24 protein-coding genes are annotated in these 21,259 nt (G+C 69.8%); 17 read left to right on the top strand and 7 right to left on the bottom strand.

The window, feature by feature from the left end; genetic code table 11:
• Positions 1 to 19: 19 nt before the first annotated feature.
• The 7 genes from AB0I43_RS11865 to AB0I43_RS11835 all read left to right on the top strand — a co-directional run bounded on the left by AB0I43_RS11865 (position 20) and on the right by AB0I43_RS11835 (position 5,566).
• Positions 20 to 1,147, top strand: a complete 1,128-nt coding sequence (locus AB0I43_RS11865) for a glycosyltransferase family 4 protein (protein ID WP_357431854.1) — start codon at positions 20 to 22, stop codon at positions 1,145 to 1,147.
• Positions 1,148 to 1,182: 35 nt separating this feature from the next.
• Positions 1,183 to 1,560: a polyketide cyclase / dehydrase and lipid transport gene (locus tag AB0I43_RS11860; RefSeq protein ID WP_356970528.1), complete on the top strand. Its 378-nt coding sequence runs from the start codon at positions 1,183 to 1,185 to the stop codon at positions 1,558 to 1,560.
• Positions 1,560 to 1,997 carry an SRPBCC family protein gene (locus tag AB0I43_RS11855; RefSeq protein WP_356970530.1) on the top strand — a complete coding sequence of 146 codons (438 nt, stop codon included), beginning with the start codon at positions 1,560 to 1,562 and terminating at the stop codon, positions 1,995 to 1,997. Before AB0I43_RS11860 ends, AB0I43_RS11855 begins: the two co-directional genes overlap by 1 nt.
• Positions 1,998 to 2,005: 8 nt before the next feature.
• Positions 2,006 to 3,247, top strand: coding sequence for a TRC40/GET3/ArsA family transport-energizing ATPase (locus AB0I43_RS11850; RefSeq protein ID WP_357431852.1), 1,242 nt, complete (start codon positions 2,006 to 2,008; stop codon positions 3,245 to 3,247).
• A complete protein-coding gene (locus tag AB0I43_RS11845) occupies positions 3,244 to 3,675 on the top strand; it encodes a hypothetical protein (protein WP_356970532.1) in 432 nt (143 codons plus the stop codon). The genes AB0I43_RS11850 and AB0I43_RS11845 overlap by 4 nt, the downstream gene beginning before the upstream one ends.
• Positions 3,672 to 4,673 carry an ROK family glucokinase gene (locus tag AB0I43_RS11840; protein WP_357431850.1) on the top strand — a complete coding sequence of 334 codons (1,002 nt, stop codon included), beginning with the start codon at positions 3,672 to 3,674 and terminating at the stop codon, positions 4,671 to 4,673. The genes AB0I43_RS11845 and AB0I43_RS11840 overlap by 4 nt, the downstream gene beginning before the upstream one ends.
• A gap of 170 nt (positions 4,674 to 4,843) precedes the next feature.
• Positions 4,844 to 5,566: a lysophospholipid acyltransferase family protein gene (locus AB0I43_RS11835; protein WP_356970534.1), complete on the top strand. Its 723-nt coding sequence runs from the start codon at positions 4,844 to 4,846 to the stop codon at positions 5,564 to 5,566.
• A gap of 66 nt (positions 5,567 to 5,632) precedes the next feature.
• Here AB0I43_RS11835 and AB0I43_RS11830 read toward each other — a convergent pair whose 3' ends face one another.
• A complete protein-coding gene (locus AB0I43_RS11830; RefSeq protein ID WP_356970535.1) occupies positions 5,633 to 6,331 on the bottom strand; it encodes a DUF4189 domain-containing protein in 699 nt (232 codons plus the stop codon).
• Positions 6,332 to 6,530: 199 nt separating this feature from the next.
• Between AB0I43_RS11830 and AB0I43_RS11825 the strand changes: the two genes are divergently transcribed.
• The 4 genes from AB0I43_RS11825 (at position 6,531) to AB0I43_RS11810 (ending at position 11,182) form a co-directional block, all read left to right on the top strand.
• The gene (locus AB0I43_RS11825) at positions 6,531 to 7,301 is read left to right on the top strand and encodes a sporulation protein (protein WP_357431848.1); all 771 of its coding nucleotides are present in this window, start codon (positions 6,531 to 6,533) and stop codon (positions 7,299 to 7,301) included.
• Between the two features lie 107 nt (positions 7,302 to 7,408).
• Complete coding sequence (locus AB0I43_RS11820) at positions 7,409 to 8,788, top strand: AarF/ABC1/UbiB kinase family protein (protein WP_357431846.1); 1,380 nt, start codon at positions 7,409 to 7,411, stop codon at positions 8,786 to 8,788.
• 123 nt (positions 8,789 to 8,911) lie between these two features.
• A complete protein-coding gene (locus AB0I43_RS11815; RefSeq protein WP_357431844.1) occupies positions 8,912 to 10,189 on the top strand; it encodes an FAD-binding oxidoreductase in 1,278 nt (425 codons plus the stop codon).
• A gap of 135 nt (positions 10,190 to 10,324) precedes the next feature.
• Entirely contained in the window at positions 10,325 to 11,182 is an 858-nt protein-coding gene (locus AB0I43_RS11810; protein ID WP_357431842.1) for an SDR family NAD(P)-dependent oxidoreductase, read from the top strand.
• A gap of 56 nt (positions 11,183 to 11,238) precedes the next feature.
• Here the strand turns inward: AB0I43_RS11810 and AB0I43_RS11805 are convergent, their stop codons facing one another.
• Both AB0I43_RS11805 and AB0I43_RS11800 read right to left on the bottom strand, forming a co-directional pair.
• The gene (locus AB0I43_RS11805; RefSeq protein ID WP_356970541.1) at positions 11,239 to 11,655 is read right to left on the bottom strand and encodes a cytochrome c oxidase subunit 4; all 417 of its coding nucleotides are present in this window, start codon (positions 11,653 to 11,655) and stop codon (positions 11,239 to 11,241) included.
• Positions 11,656 to 11,668: 13 nt separating this feature from the next.
• Positions 11,669 to 12,718 carry a cytochrome c oxidase subunit II gene (locus AB0I43_RS11800; protein WP_356971404.1) on the bottom strand — a complete coding sequence of 350 codons (1,050 nt, stop codon included), beginning with the start codon at positions 12,716 to 12,718 and terminating at the stop codon, positions 11,669 to 11,671.
• 425 nt (positions 12,719 to 13,143) lie between these two features.
• On the opposite strand from AB0I43_RS11800, the gene asnB reads away from it, so the two are divergent.
• The gene (gene asnB / locus AB0I43_RS11795) at positions 13,144 to 15,087 is read left to right on the top strand and encodes an asparagine synthase (glutamine-hydrolyzing) (protein WP_357431840.1); all 1,944 of its coding nucleotides are present in this window, start codon (positions 13,144 to 13,146) and stop codon (positions 15,085 to 15,087) included.
• A 58-nt stretch (positions 15,088 to 15,145) separates the two neighbouring features.
• On the opposite strand, the gene AB0I43_RS11790 is transcribed toward asnB, so the two are convergent.
• Together AB0I43_RS11790 and AB0I43_RS11785 are read right to left on the bottom strand one after the other, a co-directional pair.
• Complete coding sequence (locus AB0I43_RS11790; RefSeq protein WP_356970544.1) at positions 15,146 to 16,114, bottom strand: carbohydrate kinase family protein; 969 nt, start codon at positions 16,112 to 16,114, stop codon at positions 15,146 to 15,148.
• 82 nt (positions 16,115 to 16,196) lie between these two features.
• Positions 16,197 to 16,547, bottom strand: a complete 351-nt coding sequence (locus tag AB0I43_RS11785; protein WP_356970546.1) for an iron-sulfur cluster assembly accessory protein — start codon at positions 16,545 to 16,547, stop codon at positions 16,197 to 16,199.
• Positions 16,548 to 16,732: 185 nt separating this feature from the next.
• Here AB0I43_RS11785 and AB0I43_RS11780 point away from each other — a divergent pair, with 185 nt between their 5' ends.
• Entirely contained in the window at positions 16,733 to 17,401 is a 669-nt protein-coding gene (locus tag AB0I43_RS11780) for a DUF3043 domain-containing protein (RefSeq protein ID WP_357431838.1), read from the top strand.
• Positions 17,402 to 17,480: 79 nt separating this feature from the next.
• On the opposite strand, the gene AB0I43_RS11775 is transcribed toward AB0I43_RS11780, so the two are convergent.
• On the bottom strand, positions 17,481 to 17,642 hold the full coding sequence (locus AB0I43_RS11775; RefSeq protein WP_357431836.1) for a hypothetical protein: 162 nt from the start codon (positions 17,640 to 17,642) through the stop codon (positions 17,481 to 17,483).
• Positions 17,639 to 17,800 carry a hypothetical protein gene (locus AB0I43_RS11770; RefSeq protein ID WP_356970553.1) on the bottom strand — a complete coding sequence of 54 codons (162 nt, stop codon included), beginning with the start codon at positions 17,798 to 17,800 and terminating at the stop codon, positions 17,639 to 17,641. Before AB0I43_RS11770 ends, AB0I43_RS11775 begins: the two co-directional genes overlap by 4 nt.
• Positions 17,801 to 17,886: 86 nt before the next feature.
• On the opposite strand from AB0I43_RS11770, the gene AB0I43_RS11765 reads away from it, so the two are divergent.
• The 4 genes from AB0I43_RS11765 to AB0I43_RS11750 all read left to right on the top strand — a co-directional run bounded on the left by AB0I43_RS11765 (position 17,887) and on the right by AB0I43_RS11750 (position 21,258).
• A complete protein-coding gene (locus AB0I43_RS11765; protein WP_357431834.1) occupies positions 17,887 to 18,861 on the top strand; it encodes a helix-turn-helix domain-containing protein in 975 nt (324 codons plus the stop codon).
• Positions 18,862 to 18,921: 60 nt separating this feature from the next.
• Positions 18,922 to 19,473: a bifunctional adenosylcobinamide kinase/adenosylcobinamide-phosphate guanylyltransferase gene (locus AB0I43_RS11760; RefSeq protein ID WP_357431832.1), complete on the top strand. Its 552-nt coding sequence runs from the start codon at positions 18,922 to 18,924 to the stop codon at positions 19,471 to 19,473.
• A gap of 70 nt (positions 19,474 to 19,543) precedes the next feature.
• Complete coding sequence (gene cobT, locus AB0I43_RS11755; protein WP_357431830.1) at positions 19,544 to 20,668, top strand: nicotinate-nucleotide--dimethylbenzimidazole phosphoribosyltransferase; 1,125 nt, start codon at positions 19,544 to 19,546, stop codon at positions 20,666 to 20,668.
• Entirely contained in the window at positions 20,665 to 21,258 is a 594-nt protein-coding gene (locus tag AB0I43_RS11750) for a hypothetical protein (RefSeq protein ID WP_356970560.1), read from the top strand. Before cobT ends, AB0I43_RS11750 begins: the two co-directional genes overlap by 4 nt.
• Position 21,259: the final 1 nt, after the last annotated feature.

Here is a 21,259-nt window from a genome sequence, read left to right as displayed (position 1 = left end):
CACAGTAGGTTGTTCGGTTATGGCCCGAACTCTGCTGGTTACCAATGATTTCCCGCCACGGCCGGGCGGTATCCAGTCGTATCTGCAGGCGCTCACCGGTCAGTTACCCCCCGATGACCTGGTCGTCTACGCCCCGCGCTGGCGCGGGGACAGCCATCTGAAGTTCGACGCCAAACAGAAGTTCCAGGTCGTGCGCCATCCGACGACGCTGATGCTGCCCACCCCGCTGGTGGCCCGCCGCGCCGCCCGCCTGCTGCGCGGCGAGAACTGCGACACCGTCTGGTTCGGCGCCGCCGCGCCGCTGGCGCTGCTCTCGCCGACGCTGCGCCGCGCCGGGGCCGAACGCATCCTGGCCAGCACGCACGGCCACGAGGTGGGCTGGTCCATGCTGCCCGGCGCACGGCAGTCGCTGCGCGCCATCGGCGAGCACACCGATGTCATCACCTATGTCAGCCGGTACACGCGCGGGCGTTTCGCGTCCGCGTTCGGCCCGAACGCGGCGCTGGAGTACCTGCCGCCGGGCGTGGACACCGAGGTGTTCCGGCCCGATCCGGCCGCGCGCGCCGAGCTGCGCGCCCGCTACGGCCTGGGCGATCGGCCCACGATCCTGTGCCTGTCCCGGCTGGTGCCGCGCAAAGGCCAGGACGCGCTGATCGTGGCGATGCGCGAGATCCGCGACCGGATCGACGGCGCCGTGCTGGTGATCGCGGGCGGCGGCCCCTACGAGGACAAACTGCGCGGCCTGGCCACGGCGCTCGGCGTCGCCGACGACGTGGTCTTCACCGGCCGCGTCGCCTCCGCCGAACTGGCCGCGCACCACACTCTCGCCGACGTCTTCGCCATGCCGTGCCGCACCCGCGGCGCGGGCCTGGACGTCGAGGGCCTGGGCATCGTCTATCTGGAGGCCTCGGCCGCCGGAGTGCCGGTGGTGGCGGGCAATTCGGGCGGCGCCCCGGAGACGGTGATCGAGGGCAAGACCGGTCATGTCGTGGACGGCCGACGCACCGACTCGATCACCGACGCGATCGTCGGCATCCTGTCCGACCGGGACGCCGCCGCCCGGATGGGCGCGCAGGGCCGGGCCTGGGTGGAGCAGCAGTGGCGCTGGGACAGCCTGGGCGCGCGGCTGCGGCACCTACTGCACTGAACGGAGCTGTGTCCTAATCCACTACGCTCAGCGGTGTGAGCAGTATTCAGGTCGCGGATCAGACGTTCGTCGCCGCTCCGGGCGCCGCGGTCGCCGAGGTCCTCGGCGGACCGGGCAACTGGCGCAACTGGTGGCCCGATCTCAGCCTCGAGGTGCGGGAAGACCGGGGCGACAAGGGCATTCGCTGGACCGTGAGCGGCGCGCTGGAGGGCACCATGGAGGTGTGGCTGCAGGAGATGCTGGACGGGGTGATCCTGCACTACTTCCTGCACGCCGAGCCGCGCGAGGCGCTGCCGGCCAAGCGGCTGCCCGCCGCGAACCGGGCCCGCCGGGTGGCGGGCAAGGAAATGGCCTTCGGGATCAAGGCGCGGCTGGAGGCGGGCCGCCCCGCGGGCGTGGCCCCGGCCTGCTGATGGTGGACCGGACAGAGAGGTCCATCCTCGTCGACGCGCCCGCCGAGCGGGTGATGGCCGTGATCGCCGACCTGGAGTCCTATCCCGAGTGGGTGTCGGCGGCCAAATCGGTGGAGGTACTGGAGAAGGGCGGCGACGGGCGCGCCCGCACCGCGCGCTTCGTGCTCGACGCCGGCGTCGTCAAGGACACCTACGTGCTGACCTACACCTGGCGCCCGGACAACCGCGCCGTCAGCTGGCAGCTGATCAGCGGTGAACTGCAGAAGGCCCAGGACGGCACCTACGAACTGCGCGACATCCCCGAGGGCGGCACCGAGGTGATCTACCGGCTGACCGTCGACCTGAACATCCCGATGATCGGCATGTTCAAGCGCAAGGCCGAGAAGGTGATCACCGATACCGCGCTCAAGGAATTGAAGAAACGGGTGGAAGGCTGACGGCCGCCGTGACCCAACTGGAGCTGTTCGTCGGCAAGGGCGGTGTCGGGAAGACGACGCTGGCGTGCGCCACGGCCCTGGCCTACGCGCGCTCCGGACAGCGGGTGCTGATCGCCTCGCTGGATCAGGCCCACTCCCTCGGCGACGCGCTCGGTGTGCGCTTCGCGCACGATCCCGGCGCGGTCACCGGAATCGCCCGGGTCGCGCCGGGTCTGGACGCGATCGAGGTGGATTCGCTTGCGCTGCTGGAGGATCGGTTCCGCGACGTGGTGCGGATGCTGTCCCGTGGCGGCGAGCACCGGCACGGCATCGATCTGACGGCGCTGGATCCGGCCGAGCTGACCGGCCTGCCCGGCGTGCAGGAACTGCTGATGCTGGTCGAGCTGGCGCAGTTCGCGGAGGAGGACGACTGGGACGTGCTGGTCCTGGACTGCCCGCCCTCGGCCGACATGCTGCGCATCGTCACCGCCCCCGAGACCTTGCTCGGCTATCTGGAGCGGATCTGGCCGCCGCACGCGCGCGCGATGAGCGCGGGTGGGCTGGACCTGCGGCGCGCGGTGCTGGCCGCGACCGTGAACAAGATCGTCGAAGCCGTCACCGAGGTCCGCGATCTGCTGGCCGATCACACCCGCACCGGCGCGAAACTGGTGACCGCGGCCGAGCGGGTCGCCGTCGCCGAGACCGAGCGGGTCCGCTCCGCGGCCGCGCTGCTCGGCTTGCGGCTGGACGCGGTGCTGGTGAACAAGGTGCTGCCGCCGGTGCCGCCCGCGGACTCCCCGCATCCGGCGATCCAGTGGTACCTGACCCGGCGCGCCGAACAGAGCGAGGTCGTCGAGCGGTTGCGCGAACACTCGGGCCAGGCCGTGGACGTGCGGATCATCGAGCACAGCGGGGCCGAACCGGTCGGTCTCCCAGCACTGTCCGCGCTCTCCTACGCGGTGGGCGCGGGCGACGCCCCCACATACAATCTGCCGGAGGTTCGCACAAGTTCCGGTGAACCGGTGGTTCGATGGGAGTCGGGCACCGGTCTGCATTCGGTCTACACGTTGCGGATGCACCTGCCCGTCGTCGATCCGGCGACGCTGCGACTGGGACGAGTGGAGGACGATGTGATCGTGGGAGCGGACGGAGTCCGGCGCCGAGTGCGCCTGGCCCCGGTGTTGCGGCGGTGCACAGTCGAGGCCGCCGAACTCGACGGGCAGCATCTGGTCCTGCGCTTCGTTCCGGATCCGGAGCTCTGGCCGCGATGACCGACCACCGCGGGCCCGGCGCGCACGACGACGGGCTGGGCGAATTCGCCGACGAACTGAAATTACTCGCCGAGGCCGTGCTGGAGCGGGTCGAGCCGGTGCTGCGCCGCACGGCCACCGACGGCCAGGCCGAATGGTCCAGTTGCAGTTGGTGCCCGGTGTGCGCGGCGGCCGCGCTGGTGCGCGGCGAGCACCACGACGTGGTGGCCGCCATCGCCGATCACGGCACCGCCATCGTCACCGTGCTGCGCGAAGCGCTGGCCGGCGTACCGGTGGAGCCGGTGCTGCCCGACCCGGAGGACGCGCCCCCGCAGCCGGAGGCGGCCACCGAGCCGGAAGCTCGGGACGAGGCGGAGCCGCCCGCCGGGCGCGGGCCGGGGCGCAAGCGTTCCCGGTACGTCAAGATCCCCGTGACGTTCAAGGCATGACGCGCAAGATCCCCGGTGCCCTCCCCCTGACAGTCGGAATCGACGTCGGCGGCACCAATATTCGCGCCTCGGTCGTCGACGCCGAGGGCCAGGTGCTCGACACCGTGGCCGCGCCGACACCGCAGTCGGCTCGCGCCCTGGAAGACGCGCTGGCCCGCGCGGTCCGCGAACTCTGCGACCGGCATCCGATCGGCGCGGTCGGTCTCGCGGTGGCCGGGTTCATCACCAGCGACCGCAGCACCGTGCGCTTCGCACCGCACCTGCCGTGGAAGGACGCCCCGGTCGCCAAGCGGCTCACCGAGCGCCTGGAACTGCCGGTCATTCTGGAGCACGACGCCAACGCCGCCGCCTGGGCCGAGTACCGCTTCGGCGCCGCCGCGGGCGGGCACAACGTGGTGCTGGTCGCGATCGGCACCGGGATCGGCGCGGCGCTGCTGATCGAGGGCCGGCTCTATCGCGGCACGCACGGCGTCGCACCGGAACTCGGGCACCTGCAGGTGGTCCCGCAGGGCCGGGCCTGCCCGTGCGGCAAACAGGGCTGCTGGGAACGCTATTGCAGCGGAACGGCGCTCGCCGACACCGCGATCGAACTGCTGGCCACCGACCCGATCCGCTCCACGGTGCTGGCCCGGGAGGTCTTCCGCGATCCGGGCTCGCTCACCGGCCGCCGCGTCGCCGGGGCCGCGCAGGACGGCGATCCGATCGCACTGACCGCGATGGCCGATTTCGCGCGCTGGCTCGGGTTGGGCCTGGCCTTCGTCAGCGACATCTTCGACCCCGATCTAGTGGTGATCGCCGGGGGCGTGAGCAGTTCGGCTCCGCTGTTCCTGGACGACGCCAGAGAGGAGTACGCCCGCGCCATCACCGGCGCGGGCCATCGCCCCCTGGCGCGCATCCGCACCACCCAGCTGGGCGAGGCGGCGGGCATGATCGGCGCGGCCGAACTGGCGCGGGCGGTGCTGGTGGACACCGATCAGCGACCTTCCCGCGTGGGCTGATTTTCGCTCACGCGTTCGAATGACGCGGGCGGCGTAATCGGCAGTTCACAACCGCTCCTATGAATGTGGTGAGATACCCCTCTGCAGGTTGGATGTGATCTGCGACCAGCGGTAAAGTCGGCATCTGACGCAGTGCCCGCAACTCATCCCGGTCCCGGGGGAAGGACGTCATGTTCTACTGGCTGCTGAAATTCGTCCTGGTGGGGCCATTCATCACCTTCTACAACAGGCCCAAGGTAGAAGGTGTGGAGAACATCCCGTCGGACGGTCCGGCCATCCTCGCGGGTAACCACCTGTCGTTCGCGGACTGGCTGTTCGCCCCGCTGACCAGCCCGCGCCGGATCAACTACCTGGCCAAGGCCGAGTACTTCAACACCCCCGGTCTCAAGGGCGCCTTCCAGAAGTGGTTCTTCACCACCACCGGTCAGTACCCGATCGACCGCACCGGCGCCGACGCCGCCGAGGACGCGCTCAACGCCGCCCGCAAACTGCTGGACGAGGGCCGCCTGGTCGGCCTCTACCCGGAAGGCACCCGCTCCCCCGACGGCCGCCTCTACAAGGGCAAGACGGGCATGGCGCGGCTCGCGCTGGAGACGGGCGTTCCCGTCATCCCGGTCGCGGTCACCGGCACCGACAAGGTCAGCCCGCCCGGACCGTTCCGGTGGAAGCGCCAGCGCGTCACCGTCACCTACGGCAAGGCCATCGACTTCTCCCGCTATGAAGGCATGGGCGGCAACCGTTTCGTCGAGCGCGCCGTCACCGACGAGGTCATGTACGAGCTCATGCAGCTCACCGGCCAGGAGTACGTGGACGTCTACGCGCACAGCCTCAAGGGCGTGCCCAGCGGCTCCCGCTCCGACGCCGCGCGCATCCCGGACACCGCCGCCGGATAGCGCGAACAGACAGCGAAAAGGCCCCGAATCCGCTGGGATTCGGGGCCTTTCGCGGTCAGTGGCCGCTCACTCGAACGCGCACTTGGACCACAGCTCGAACGGCCCGGACACGTTGTAGGTGCCGGTCGCGGTCTTGATCGCCTTGGACTCGGCCTCCGCCGCCGTGGAACCCCAGTCCGAGCCCCAGCCGCCGTTCTGGCCGAACGCCAGCGCGATGCACCCGTTGCGGGACCAGATCGGATTCGGGCACCCCGCACCGCAGTCGGAGAGCACCTGGTTGGTGGCGGACTCCTGACTGATGGTGGAGCGCACCCACACGACCTGGTTGGTGTCCTCCTTGTAGGTGGCCGCGATCCAGGTGTCCCGCTTGGAGGACGTGGTCGGGGACGGGGAGGAGGTGGTCGTCTCGAAGGTCGGCGACGGGCTCGACGAGGACGACGACGACGTCGAGGTGGTGGTCTGCGCGGTGATATCCGGATCGTCCTTGTTGCTGCGGATCACCAGGACGCCCACGACGCCGATGATGGCGACGACGCCGATCAGCACCGCGACGATGATCGCGGCCATCTTCCCGCCGCCACCGCCGCCGCTTGGCCCACCGGTGCCGTACGGCGGCTGCTGGTACGGCGGGCCGGGCGGATACTGGCCGTACTGCTGCTGATACTGCGGACCCGACTGATACGGATCACCCTGGTAAGGCTGGGTCGGCTGGTAGGGCTGACCAGGTTGCTCGCCGGGATACTGCCCGTGCGGCGGGTATGACATTGCGTCCCCCGGTTCGTGTTTCGACATCAAGAGCGGCATTACACTATCTGTCGCTATATCGACTGGCGAGCGCGCGACGTATCACCAGTATCCGACGACCGGCGCCACGACACGCCCCCTTCGGATTCACCGATGACCTCGGTCACATGCCAAGCGAACCGCAAGCCGGTTTTATGGTGCGGCCGCCAGGATCTGGGACATGTTCAAGAAATTGCTGGCCGCCGCCGGAGTCGGTGGCGCCGAGGTCGAGACCGAACTGTTCACCCCCGGTGTGCAGCCCGGCGGCGTCGCCGAGGGCGTGATCCGGTTGCGGGGCGGCAAGGTCGCCCAGGACATCGCCGAGGTGGCGGTGGAGTTCGTGACCCGGGTCGAGCACGAGCACGACGACCACGAGGGCGTGCGCGACATGGGCTTCGGCCGCACCTGGGTGGCGGGCCCGCTCCGGCTGGAGCCGGGCGCGATCGTCGAATTCCGTTTCGGCGCGCGGGCGCCCATGGAAACGCCCATCACCTTCTACAACGGCCGGGTGCTGCCCGGCACCTGGGTGGCGCTGCGCACGCTGGTCGACGTACCCGGCGCGGTGGACGCCACCGACACCGACCCGATCGGCGTCGGCGCGCTGCCGGCCCAGCACGTGCTGCTGGAGGCGGTGGAGCGGCTGGGCTTCGGACTGCGCAGCGCCGACGTGGAATTCGGGCGGATCCACAACAGCCCGCAGGTGCAGCCGTTCTATCAGGAGATCGAATTCGGCGGTTCGCCGCGCTACCCGCAGCTGAATCAGCTCGAGGTCACCTTCGTCCCGAACGAGCAGGGCATGAGCGTGGTGCTGGAGGCGGACAAGCGCGGCGGTCTGTGGTCGGAGAGCCGTGATGTGCTCGACGCGCTGTGGGTCGACTACGCCGCGCTCGGGCAACGGGACTGGGCCGGGGAGTTGCACCACCGGCTGGCAGGCCTGGCTTCGCGGCGCTGATAGCGTGGTCGGCACGCCGGCGGGACGCGCGGTAGGGGCGCGTTCGGGGCCGGCGTGCGAGTGAGGTGAGCATGGTCCGCCGTGAATCCGGTGGTCGAATAGTGCGGTTGCCCAAGCGGACCCCGGCAGACGGGGGCGGGGTCCCACCGGCGGGCAAGCTGGTGCGCAGCGCGAAGCTGGCGGGGGTGCCGGTGGCGTTCGCCGGTCGCCGGATGGCCGGGGTGGGCAAACGCGCCCTGGGCCGCTCGGTGGACGAGGTCGATCGCGAGATCCGGCTGCGCACCGCCCAGCACATGTTCGAGGTGCTGGGCGAGTTGAAGGGGTGTATCGCCAAGCTCGGCCAGTTGCTGGCGGTGTACGAGTTCGTGCTGCCCGACGAGGTGGCCGCGCCGTACCGCCAGGCCCTGGGGCGACTACAGGATTCGGCCCCGGCCATGCTGCCCGGCACGGTGCACGGGGTGCTGGCCGCCCAGATCGGCGCGGATTGGCGGTCCCGGTTCCTGGACTTCGACGATCGCCGGCCCGCGGCCGCCTCGGTCGGCCAGGTGCATCGCGCGGTCTGGCACGACGGCCGCCCGGTGGCGGTCAAGGTCATGTATCCCGGTGCCCGTCAGGCGGTCTACGACGACCTGCAGGCGCTGCGCCGGATCGGCCCGCTGTTCTCGGCGCTGTTGCCGGGCGCGGACACCGCGGCCGTGATCGAGGCGCTGTGCAGCTATATCCGCGAGGAACTGGACTACGCCCGCGAAGCCGACAATCAGCGCGCCTTCGCCGCCGCCTACGCCGCGGATCCCGATTTCGTCGTCCCGGAGGTGCTCGCCCAGTACGGCGACGTGCTGATCACCGAGTGGCTGGAGGGCGTCTCGCTCTCGCGCCTGATCACCCAGGGCTCGGCCGCCGACGGCCCGCTGCGCGCGGAGCGCGATCGGATCGGCCTGCTCATCCTGCGCTTCCTGCTGTCCGGGCCCGCGCGCGCCGGATTGCTCTACGGCGACCCGCATCCCGGCAACTTCCGGATCATGCCCGACGGCCGCCTCGGGGTCGTCGACTTCGGGGCCTGCGCGGCCTGGCCGCCCGGATACCTGGAGATGGCCAAGGATTTCGCGCCGCCGCTGCTGAACTGTGCACCCGCCGAACTCGAGGCGGCGATCCGGCGCAACGGTTACATCGCGCCCGACCGCGAACTCGACATCGACACCGTGGTCCGGCGGCTCACCCCGCTGCGCGACGCCGTCGTCGCCCCGACCATCGCGCTCACGCCGGATTGGCTGCGCACGCACCTGCGCGCCGCCACCGATCTGCGGGTGACCAATGTGCTGCGCCAGCTCACGATGCCCTCGCAGCACACGCCCGTCGCCCGTACCGCGCTGGGCGGGCTGGGCGTGCTCGGTCAGCTGCGGGCCGAGCTGCCGCTGCGCGCGGAATTCACCCGCTGGTTCCCCGAGATAGTCGGCGATCTGGACCCGGTCCTCCCCCCATCGGAATGACCGTCCGGTTTCTTGCTGATAGACCGACATCCGCGCTGGTCAGCGCCGGTCGCACCGGGGCCGTTGGCGCACTGCGGAGTTCGGGTACGCACGAGCGCCTCGGCTGTGGTTAGCTTTCGATTCATGAGCACGCCGCGCACTGTCTCCGCCGCAGAATTTCTACCTCGCGACACCGCGGATGTGGTTCGCACGGTGCGGGATTCACGTGATCGCTCCGAGCCGCTGATGGTGCGCGGCGGCGAGCAGCTCGACGACGGGCTGGCCCTGCCCGACCACCGCACCGTGGTCTCGCTGCGGCGGATGAACTCGGTGCTCGACATCAACCTGGGCAGACGCACCGTGCGGGTGCAGGCCGGCGCCAAGCTGTCCGATATCGATCGCCGGCTCGGGGCGCACGGGCTGGGCCTGCCGATCGTCGGCGACCACCGCGACATCACCGCGGGCGGGTTCGCCTCGGTCGGCGGCGTGTCCAGCGCCTCGCACCGGTACGGCCTGTTCATCGATCAGATCGTCGATCTGGAGTACGTCGACCCGGACGGGCGCATCGGCACCTGCGGGCGCGGGCACCACACCGAGCGGTTCCATCGCATCCTGGGCGCGGGCGGCCGCGCGGGCATCATCACCGCCCTCACCCTGGACGCGGTCGACATCGACAAGGACCACACCTGGCTCACCACCGACGCGGACCGCTTCCTGGATTTCGACTCCTTCATCGAGCACGCGCACGCCGAGATCGTGCGGCCCGGGAATGCCGCGCTGCAGGTGGGCCGCTGGGTGGACACGGCGCCGCTGAAGGTCTCGCGGCCGGTCGGCACCGGGCAGGTGCAGCTGGGCACGGTGCGCTTCGGGCAGTGGTCCAGCCTCTACCCCACCACGCCGACCCGGTCGCTGCGCGCTCGCCGCGAGGTCGGCACGCGCACCCGGAAGTCGTTGGGCGCCATCGCTTCCGCCGCCAGCGGCAAGGCCGGCATGCCGGTGCGCAACGCCGCGGCGGGCGCGTTGATGTTCGCTCCGAAGGTGCTGACCCTGCGCGACGCGGAGTACCTGGCCGACACCGTGATCAGCTCCTCCGAGCGCGGCCCGGCCTACCGCGTCGGCGTTTTCGCGCCGCTGGCCAACTACACCTCGGTGTTCTACCGGCTGCACGATCTGTTCGCCGGGCATCGCGAGCGCACCGGCTGCTTCACCGTCATCTCCGCGATGACCTACGGCGTGCGCTCGAAATACCTGCAGGCCCAGGCCGCGACGCGGCAGCTGCCCGCCGACGACCACGCGCTGATCACCTTCACCTGCCGGCTGCGCCCCTCGGCGCTGCCCTCGGAGTTGTTGCGCGACATCGTCTCCGGAATCGATGAGATCTGCACCTCCGAACACGCCCTGCGATACGAGTCGGCGGATTAGACTCCTCTCACGCCGCGATTAGTCGCCCAGGGGTTGCTCCACCGCCCCTGACGGTCGCCGGCAAACTTCGGCACTGTCGGCGGGGTGTCGATGCGTTAGATCAGCGTTCCACCTGATGCGAAGGTTGCTGCTCCGATGCTCGAATTCCGCCCCGCCCCCGTGCCGTCGTTCCGCAAGAAGCTCGGCGCCGAGTTGCTCCGCCGATCCGACCGCGACCAGGAGTGTCCCGCCGATGCCCTGGGGGGCCTGCGGATCCTGATCACCGACGCCTGCTCGGAGGTGGGGCGGGCCACCGCGGCCCGGCTCGCGAGCCGCGGCGCGCGACTGGTGCTCGTCGCACCACAGCGCGACCAGCTGGTGTCGGCCTGCGCGCAGCTCACCGACGCCGGCGGGCAGGCGCGCTGGCATCGCTGCGACCTGTCCGCGCTCGGCGACGTGGACCAGCTGGTGCGGTGGACGCTCGCCGAGTTCGAGACCGTCGACGTGCTGATCAACAACGCGGGCCGCCCGCTGCGCCGCCCGCTCGCGCAGTCGCTGGACCGCTTCCGCGACTACCAGCGCATGATGGCCGCCAACTACTTCGGCCCGCTGCGGCTCACGCTCGGGCTGCTGCCCGCGATGCTGCACTCGGGATCGGGTCAGGTCATCAATGTGGGGCCGTGGAGCCGGGAGACCGGCGCGGCCCCGCATTTCGCCTCCTACGCCGCCGCACAGGCCGCCTGGACCACCTTCGGCCGCTCCGCCGACGCCGAACTGTCCGCGCACGGCATCCAGGTGCACGCCGTCCAATATCCCGCCGTCGGCGCGGTCGGCCCCGGCACGCTGTTCGGCCACGAGTACGCCCTGGATCCCACCGGCGCGGCCCTGTCCGTCGAGACCGCCATCCGGGCCCATCCCGGGCGCATCGAACCGCGGCTGGCCCGCACGCTGCGCGGCTTAGCCGGGGTCGCGCCGCGCTCGACCCACCGGCTGCTGCAGGTGCTGGGCATCTGACCCGGAAACGGCGAAGCGCCCCATCGGAATCCGATGGGGCGCTTCGGTGTCTTGTCTCAGTGCTTCTCGGGGCCGAGGTAGTACTCGAACACCAGACCGGCGGCGGCGACGAGCACGGCCACCACACCGATCGCGATCAGCCAGTACTGCCAGAAAGCCAGACCCAGCGCCGCGAGCGAGCCGGCGGCCGCCAGCGAGATGGGCCAGAAGCTGCCGGGCGAGAAGAAGCCCAGATCGCCCGCGCCGTCCACGATCTCGGCATCCTCGTAGTCCTCGGGACGCAGGTCCAGTCGACGGGCCACGAACCGGAAGTAGGTGCCGATGATCAGCGACAGACCCGCGGTCAGCACGATGGCGGTGGTGCCCGCCCACTCGACGCCGGTGCGGGACTTGGCGGTGAAGAAGCCGTAGATCACGCCCGTGATCACGAAGAACACCGTCAGGAGTTCGAAAATACGCGCTTCGATCTTCATGTCAGATCATTCCTCACTTGGCTTCGGACGCGCTCTTGACCGTGCGGTCGGAGTTGAACGGCGTCGTAGACGTCGCGACCGGCGACTCACCGATCGAAGCCAGCGCCTCGGCGTTGGTCTTGCCCGCCTGACGCGCCTCCATGTACTTGACGAACTTCTCCGGCGAGACCGCGCGGACCTCGAAGTTCATCATCGAGTGGAAAGTGCCGCACATTTCGGCGCAACGGCCGACGAACGCGCCTTCCTTCTCGATCTTGGTGATCTGGAAGACGTTGTCCGAGTGGTTTTCCTTCGGGTTCGGCATCACGTCGCGCTTGAACAGGAACTCCGGCACCCAGAAGGCGTGGATCACGTCGGCGGCGGCGAGCTGGAACTCGATCACGCGGTTGGTCGGCAGCACCAGGACCGGGATCTCGGTGGTGGAACCGATGGTCTCGATCTTGTTGTAGTGCAGGTAGGACAGGATGTCGTTCTCCGGCTTGCCGTGCACCGGGCCCGGCTGCGGGTGGCCCTTGTCGTTCTTGAGTTCCTTGTAGACCTCGAGCTGCTCCTGGGCGCGGGCCTCGCGCTCGGTGTCGACGCCGTTGTACTTGAAGCCGTCCTTGAAGTCGACGTCGCGGTAGCCGAACTTCCAGTTCCACTGGAAGGCGGTGACGTCGACGGTGACATCGGGGTCGGCGACCTTCTCGTGCACGTAGTTCTGCACGACGACGGTGAAGTAGAACAGCACCGCGATGATCACGAACGGGATCGCCGTGTAGGTCAGCTCCAGCGGCACGTTGTAGCCGGTCTGGCGCGGGAACTCCGGGGAGTCCTTCTTCTTCCGGTGGAAGGCGACCGTCCAGAAGGTCAGGCCCCACACCAGCACGCCCATCGCGAGCGCGGCCAGGATGGACCAGGTCCACAACTCCCGCATCCGGGTGGCCTGCGGCGTGACACCCGAGGGCCAGCCGAACCGCAGCCAAACATTGTCGATCGAGCAGCCCGAGACGAGCATCGCGGTGATCCCGAGGGATACCGCCAGCCCGGCCCGCCGAAGGACGCGGCCTCGCCGACCCTTCACGGGTCCGGCCCCGATCTCTTCGCTCGCCTTGTGCGCCACGCTCACGCCTTCCTGGTCGCCACACATGTCCGACATCTGCGCCGCCGGGGTGCGATCTCCCGGCGGCACTTCCTAAGCACGTTTCAGGCCCTCGGCCGGGCATACACTTTCGGGCATACGACAGCTGAGAAGGACCTGAGTACTACGCAGCGTAGACCAAACCGGCGCACAGTTTTGCGTCGGGTCGCGTTCGACACTCCGCCGATCCTGCGCCGGACCCGCCACTCCGTCCCGGTCTTCGGCAAAAGCGCTGGACAGCGGGCCGCGGCGGGGCGGTAGGCACAGGCGGACACAACATTTCGGTTCCGGGTACGGCATACTCGACACAAATTCCGCCCCATGCTCCGGGAGCTGCCCGGACACAACGAAACGAGGTCGCCGGCACCGTGTGTGGACTGCTCGGATTTCTGACGTCTGATGCGGCAACTGAGGATGTAGTTCAGCAGGTATACGACGCGCTGCACTGCGTCCGGCATCGCGGGCCCGACGAACGCGGCACCTGGCACGACGACCACATCATCTTCGGGTTCAACCGCCTGTCGATCATCGACATCGAGCACTCGCACCAGCCGCTGCGCTGGGGCCCGCCGGAGAACCGGGAGCGCTACGCGCTCACCTTCAACGGCGAGATCTACAACTACATCGAGCTGCGCGAGGAGCTGAGCCGCACGCACGGCTCGGAGTTCCCGGACGGCCAGATGTTCCTGACCCAGGGCGACAGCGAGACCATCGTCGCGGCCTTCCACTACTGGGGCCCCGAGGCCGTGCGCAAGCTGCGCGGCATGTTCGCCTTCGCCATCTGGGACACCGAGACCCAGGACCTGTTCGTCGCCCGGGACCAGTTCGGCATCAAGCCGCTGTTCCTGGCCACCGGCCCCGGGGGCACCGCGTTCGGCAGCGAGAAGAAGAGCCTGCTGCAACTGCTGCCCGCGCTCGGCCTCAGCGATGCCCTGGATCCGCGCGCGCTCGAGCACTACACGGTGCTGCAGTACGTGCCGGAACCGGAAACCCTGCACCAGGACATCCGCCGCCTGGAGTCCGGCAGCTACGCCACCATCCGGCCCGGTCAGGCGCCGCAGGTCACCCGGTACTTCCATCCGGAGTTCAAGGTCCGCCCGTTCGCGGCCGGCGCCGAGGCGGCACGCTACCGCGAAATCGCCCAGGCGCTCGAGGATTCCGTCGCCAAGCACATGCGCGCGGATGTGACCGTCGGCTCGTTCCTGTCCGGCGGCATCGATTCCACCGCCATCGCGGCGCTGGCCATCCGGCACAACCCGAACCTGATCACCTTCACCGCCGCGTTCGAGCGCGAGGGCTACTCCGAGGCCGACGTGGCCGCGGAGAGCGCGGCGGCGATCGGCGCGCGGCACATCATCCGCACCGTCTCCCCCGCCGAATTCGCGGCCGCGATTCCCGAGATCGTCTGGTACCTCGACGATCCGGTGGCCGACCCGGCGCTGGTGCCGCTGTACTTCGTGGCCAAGGAGGCGCGCAAGCACGTCAAGGTGGTGCTGTCCGGCGAGGGCGCCGACGAGCTGTTCGGCGGCTACACCATCTACCGCGAGCCGTTGTCGCTCAAGCCCTTCGAGTACCTGCCGCGCGGCGTGCGCAAGCTCGCCGGTCGCCTGTCGGAGCGGATTCCGGACGGCACCCGCGGCAAGAGCCTGCTGCACCGCGGTTCGCTGACGCTGGAGGAGCGCTACTACGGCAACGCGCGCAGCTTCAACGACGCCCAGCTGCGGGCGGTGCTGCGCGAATTCCGCCCGGAGTGGACCCATCAGGACGTCACCGCCCCGATCTACGACCGGTCCCGGGGCTGGGATCCGGTGACGCGCATGCAGCACCTGGATCTGTTCACCTGGCTGCGCGGCGACATCCTCGTCAAGGCCGACAAGATGACCATGGCCAACTCGCTCGAGCTGCGCGTGCCGTTCCTGGACTCCGAGGTCTTCAAGGTGGCCGAACAGCTGCCGTACGAGCAGAAGATCAGCAAGGAGACCAGCAAGTACGCGCTGCGTCAGGCGCTCGAGGGCATCGTCCCCGGGCACGTGCTGCACCGCGCGAAACTCGGTTTCCCGGTGCCGATGCGGCATTGGCTGCGCGGCACCGAACTCTACGACTGGGCCCGCCAGACCATCGCCGACTCGCAGACCGATCAGCTGCTGGACAAGCCCGCCATCCTGGCCATGCTGGAGGAGCACCGCGCCGGACGCTCCGATCACAGCCGCCGCCTGTGGACCTTGCTGGTCTTCATGGTCTGGCACGGGATCTTCGTCGAGGACCGGATCAAGCCCGACATCCAGGAGCCGGTCTACCCGGTCTCGCTGTAGCGGCCCGAAGGCAAAGAGCCCCCCGATCTTTCGATCGAGGGGCTCTTTTCGAATCAGGTCAGAGCAGCGGCTTGATCTCGTCCGCGGCTTCGGCGCCGTAGGCCTGGGCCAGGCGCTCGAGGGCGTCGTCCTTGTTCAGCGTCCACTCCTGGGTGCCCATGGTCTCGAGCACCAGCACGGCGATCAGCGACCCCAGCTGGGCGGCGCGCTCCAGGCCCAGGCCCGCGGTGTGCGCGGTGAGGAAGCCGGCGCGGAAGGCGTCGCCGACGCCGGTCGGATCGACCCGGCCGCGGTCCGGCACGACGCCGACCTGGATCTCGGTGCCGTCCTTGTCCACGATCGTCACGCCCTGCGCGCCCAGCGTGGTGACCCGGATGCCGACCTTCGCCGCGACCTCGGCCTCGCTCAGGCCGGTCTTCTGCAGCAGCAGCGCCCACTCGTACTTGTTGGTGAACAGGTAGGTGGCGCCCTCGATCAGGCGCACCGACTGATCGCCGTCCAGGCGGGCCAGCTGCTGGGAGGGATCGGCCGCGAACGGGATGCCCAGCTCGCGGGCCTCTTCGGTGTGGCGCAGCATCGCCTCGGGGTCGTTGGCGCCGACCAGCACCAGATCGAGGGTGTTGCTTTCGGCCAGTTCGGCGATCGAGATGTCGCGGGCCTCGCTCATCGCACCCGGATAGAACGAGGCGATCTGCGCCATGTCCTCATCGGTGGTGCAGGTGAAGCGGGCGGTGTGCGCCGTGGCGGACACCCGCACGGTGGAGGTGTCCACGCCGTGGTCCTCCAGCCAGCCCCGGTACTCGGTGAAATCCGCGCCGACCGCACCGACCAGCAGCGGGCGCTGGTTCAGGGCGCCCATGGCGAAGGCGATGTTGCCGGCCACGCCGCCGCGGCGGACCTGCAGGTCATCGACGAGGAAGCTGAGCGACACGTGGTCGAGCTGGTCGGCCAGCAGGGCGTCGGCGAACCGTCCGGGGAAACGCATGAGGTGATCGGTCGCGATGGACGCGGACACGGCGATAGACACGAGCTGAAGGCCCTTCGAACGGTGGGTGGACGGCAAAAGGTGAGGACGGGAACAATCCCGTCCTCACCGTATCAATCTCAGCTCAGTTGAAGGAGTCGCCGCAGGCGCAGGAACCCGTGGCGTTCGGGTTGTCGATGGTGAAGCCCTGCTTCTCGATGGTGTCGACGAAGTCGATCGAGGCACCCTGGACGTAGGGGGCGCTCATCCGGTCGATGGCCAGCTTGACACCGCTGAAGTCGACGACGAGATCGCCGTCGAGCGAGCGGTCGTCGAAGAAGAGCTGGTAGCGCAGGCCCGCACAGCCACCCGGCTGCACAGCGATGCGCAGCGCCAGGTCGTCGCGGCCTTCCTGCTCCAGCAGCGCCTTCGCCTTGGCGGCGGCGGCATCGGTCAGGATCGCGCCGTGAGTTTCGGTCTCGTTCTGCACAGTCATGAACTCTCCTAAAGGGACAGCTGTGGTCAACCCGTGAACAGCGCACGGCTCGTGGCCTTCAACACCACTCAGCGGGCTGCTATTCCCTATCTTGCCACCACGGTACTCGGAGGAAACATCGACTCCTGCGGTTTGCGGGACCCGCGCGTTTCCGACTACGTCCGGCATCGAATAGCCTGGTCGCTGTGAAATTGTTCCGTCGCGGCGAGTCCAGCAGCACCGACGCGACCGCCGACAGCACGGCGGACGCAACCGGTGGCGTGGCCGCCGATACCCGCAATTCGTCCACCGTCACCCTGGGCAAGGGGCGTCCGACACCGAAACGTCGTGACGCGCAAGGGAAACGGCGCGGCCCCGTCGCGCCCGCCCCGCTGACCGCCAAGGAGGCCCGGGCGCGCCGCAAGGCCAACCGCGGCACCAAGGCCGACCGGAAGTCGGCCGCGGCCGAGCGGCGGCTGGCCGCCCAGGACCGCCGCGCGCGCATGCTCGCCGGCGAGGACAAGTACCTGCTGCCCCGCGATCAGGGCCCGGTCCGCGCCTTCGTGCGCGACGTGGTCGACGCCCGGCGCAACCTGGTCGGGCTGTTCATGCCGATGGCGCTGGTGCTGATCCTGACCACCTTCGTGCTGCCCGCCTACCAGACCATTGTGACCTTGGTCATGCTGGTGATGATGCTCTTCATGCTGATCGAGGGCGTCATTCTCGGGCGCATGGTCAACAACCGGGTGCGCGAGCGGTTCCCGGACAGCACGGACGGCGGCGCCAAGCTCGGCTGGTACGCCTTCGTGCGCGCCTCGCAGATCCGCAAGATGCGCGCCCCGAAGCCGCGCGTCAGCCCCGGCGACGCGATCTGACCACATGACGGCAACAGGCCCTTCCGAATCCGGAAGGGCCTGTTTTCGTTGGTCGGATGAGCCGCCGCCGGGCGGCGGCTCAATGGTGATCGGCCGCACGGCCGTCGAGCGCGATCAGGTCGCAGCGCAGGCGCTGGGCGTCGCGGTCCACCACGTTCGAGGAACCGGCGAGTTCGCGGCCGCGCACGGCGAAGAACGCGAAGGCCGCGAGCACCAGCAGGGTGACGAGCAGCGGGATCATGACAGCAACGCTCCCCCGGAATAGGCGCGGATCGCGGTCAGTTCGTTCTGGACGCGCTGGGCGTCCCGGTCGATGCGGTCGGTTCCGGTGCGGTCCCGGCCGGAGGTGACGACTCCGAGGGCGACGATGACGGTGGCTACGAGCAGGAAAGTAAGCATGGCAGTAATTTTGCGCTCGTAGAATTACCGCCGAAAGTGGCTGAACTGTCATTGTGCGCAAAGATTCAGCCAGGTAGTCTTGGCACATGCTGTCGAAGGTCGCCGTGGTGCTCGCCACGAGAGTCGCCGTGTTCGAATTCGGCGTAATCTGTGAGGTTTTCGGCCTGGACCGCACCGCCGACGGCATCCCCGCCTTCGACTTCAAGGTGTGCGGCGTCGCACCGGGCGTCGGCCTGCCCTCCTCCACGCCCGGCGTCACCATCACCCCCGCCTACGGGCTCGAGGAGGTGGCGCAGGCCGATCTGGTGGCCCTGCCGGCGTTCCCCGCCGCCGCCATCGACGACATCGATCCGGCCATCATCGAGGCGGTGCAGGCCGCCGACGCGGCGGGAGCGACCATCCTCACCGTCTGCTCCGGCGCCTTCCTGGCGGGCGCCGCCGGCCTGCTCGACGGCCGCAAGTGCACCACGCACTGGCGCTACGTCGACGAACTCGCCCGGCGCTTCCCGGCGGCCACCGTCGATCCCGACGTGCTCTTCGTCGACGCCGGGAACCTGATCACCAGCGCCGGCACCGCGGCGGGCATCGACGCCTGCCTGCATCTGGTGCGCCGCGAGATCGGCAGCGCGGCGGCCAATTCCATCGCCCGCCGGATGGTGGTGCCGCCGCAGCGCGACGGCGGCCAGCGCCAGTTCATCGAGCGCCCGGTGCCCGCCTGCACCACCGACAGCCTGCGCAGCACCCTGCAATGGATCGACGAGAACCTCGAGCACCCGCACACCATCGAGGATCTGGCCGCGCGCTCCATGATGTCCACCCGCACCTTCGCCCGCCGCTTCGCCGCCGAGACCGGCACCACCCCGGTGAAATGGCTCACCAACCAGCGCGTCCTCTACGCCAAGCACCTGCTCGAGGAAACCGACCACAGCCTCGAATACATCGCCACCCGTTCCGGTTTCGGCTCCGGCGCCCTCCTGCGCCACCATTTCCAGCGCTTGGTCGGCATCGCGCCCACGGAGTATCGCCGCCGCTTCGGCACCGCCACCGCCGCCGCGGACTGAACGGGGCGGCGGCGCGATTTCGCTGCCCAGGTGCGGAGCGGAGGTTGGTAGCGTGCAGGCGTGCCGAACGTCGAGGAAGTCGCCCGTCCGCTGCGCACGCTGGTGCTCGGTGGGGCGCGGTCCGGGAAGTCCGGGTTCGCCGAAGGGCTGGCGGAGGCGGCGGAGGCGGTGCGGTATCTGGCGACTTCGGTGCCGGATCCGGCGGATCTGGATTTCGCGGCCAGGATCGCCGGGCATCGGGAGCGGCGGCCCGCGGCGTGGAGCGTGGTCGAAAGTGCCGATCCGGCAGGGGTTCTCACCGGCGAGCCGACGGACGGCGCGACTCTCGTCGACGACATCGGCACCTGGCTGACCGCGCGGATCGATGCGCGCCAGGCCTGGGAGGCGCCGCGCGGCACCATCGTTCCCGACTGCGACGCGCTGGTCACGGCGGTGGCGGAGTACCCGTGCCGGCTGGTGATCGTGAGCCCCGAGGTCGGGATGGGCGTCATTCCGGCCACCCGCTCCGGGCGGCTGTTCCGCGACGAGATCGGCGCCCTCAACCAACGGCTCGCCGCGGTGTGTGACGAGGTCTTTCTCGTCGTCGCGGGCCTCCCCCTCCGGCTCAAATAACCGGCAGGCAAGATTGGGCGGCGAAGTCAGTGCGGCGACGGCCGCGCGCCCCGACCCGAGAGGCTCGACAGTGACACACGGATTCGGACCGGTTGCGCCGCCGGACGCGCAGATTCGCGCGGTGGCTGGAGAACGACAGGCGCAACTGACCAAACCCGGCGGATCGCTCGGACGGCTCGAGGAACTCGGCAACTGGGTCGCGGCCTGCCAGGGCCAGTGCCCGCCCAAGCAGTTCGAGCGCGCGCGGGTCGTGGTGTTCGCCGGAGATCACGGCGTGGCCCGGCACGGGGTGTCCGCGTATCCGAGCGAGGTGACCGGGCAGATGGTCGCCAACTTCCTGGGCGGCGGCGCGGCGGTCAACGCCCTCGCGGCCGTGGCGGGCGCGACGGTGCGGGTCGCCGACATCGCCGTCGACGGCGATACCGATCCGGCCATCAGCAAGCACAAGGTCCGCCGGTCCAGCGGCTCGATCGACCGCGAGGACGCCCTGAGCACCGACGAGGTCGTGGCCGCGCTGGCGGCGGGCAAGGCGATCGCCGACGAGGAGATCGACGCGGGCGCCGACCTGCTCGTCGCCGGCGACATGGGCATCGGCAACACCACCCCCGCCACCGTTCTCATCGCCACCCTCACCGACAAGGAACCGGTCGCCGCCGTCGGCCGGGGCACCGGCGTCGACGACGACGGCTGGGCCCGCAAGGTCGCCGCCATCCGCGACGGCATGCGCCGGGCCCGGCCCGTCGCCAAGGACCCGGTCGACCTGCTCCGCGTCGCGGGCGGCGCCGACTTCGCCGCGATCACCGGCTTCCTGGCCCAGGCCGCCGTCCGCCGCACCCCGGTCATCCTCGACGGCGTCGTCGTCACCGCCGCCGCCCTCGTCGCCGAGGACCTGGCCGCCGGCGCCAGCGCCTGGTGGCTGGCCGGTCACCGCTCCACCGAGCCCGCGCACGACCTGGCCCTGGCCCACCTGCGCCTGACCCCGCTCGTCGACCTGCGTATGCGCCTCGGCGAAGCCTCCGGAGCCCTCACCGCCCTGCCCCTGCTCCGCGCCGCCGTTGCCACACTCGCGGAAATGTCGACGTTCGCCGAGGCGGGCGTCAGTACCGCCGACGCGGAGACCGCCGAGGCCGAGGCGACCTCCGAAACAGGCGCGCACGCGCCGGAGACCGACACCGGCCGCGAGGCGGCGCAGTGAGCGCCTTGCAGGGCCTGCCCGGCATCGACGCTCTCCGCGACCGCTGCCGGGCGCTGGCCACGCTCGACGCGGTACTCAGCCCGGAGTGGGGCGATCGCTACTACTCCTTCGACGCCGCCTGGGACGACGACCAGGAAATGGCTTCCATGCGCGACGGTTCCGGCAACGAGTGGCATATCGTCTTCGCGCCAGCCGGCTGCTACGGCCTCGGCTTCGATCACGAAGCGCCTGCCGATCCGCGCGTATTCGACGCGGTACCAGAGGTTTTCGCGCCCTTCGTGGCCGAGCCCGCGTTCGCCGACTTCGACGGATCGCCCCGGGCCACCGTGTGCTTCTGGCGCGAGCCCGGCGACGCGGCGTGGGGCGTCTCGGGCGCCGACCGCGACCTGTTCGAGCTGCTGCTGGCCGGCACGCCGGAGGCCTACCAGCGCTGGGCCGCGGACTACTTCGAGGCCGAACCGGATCTCGGCGCGGTCCGCCATGTCTTCGAACTGCGACCACTCACCGCCGACGTGGTGTCCGGGCTGAACCCGGACCTCGAGCCCGGTGCGCTGGACGCCGATCTCATCGGAATCGGCTACCCCCGTTGAG

Source organism: Nocardia sp. NPDC050435 (assembly GCF_040655395.1).
GTDB lineage: Bacteria > Actinomycetota > Actinomycetes > Mycobacteriales > Mycobacteriaceae > Nocardia.
The sequence above is the reverse complement of the archived record's forward strand: the minus strand, read 5'-3'. Positions and strand labels throughout refer to the sequence as shown.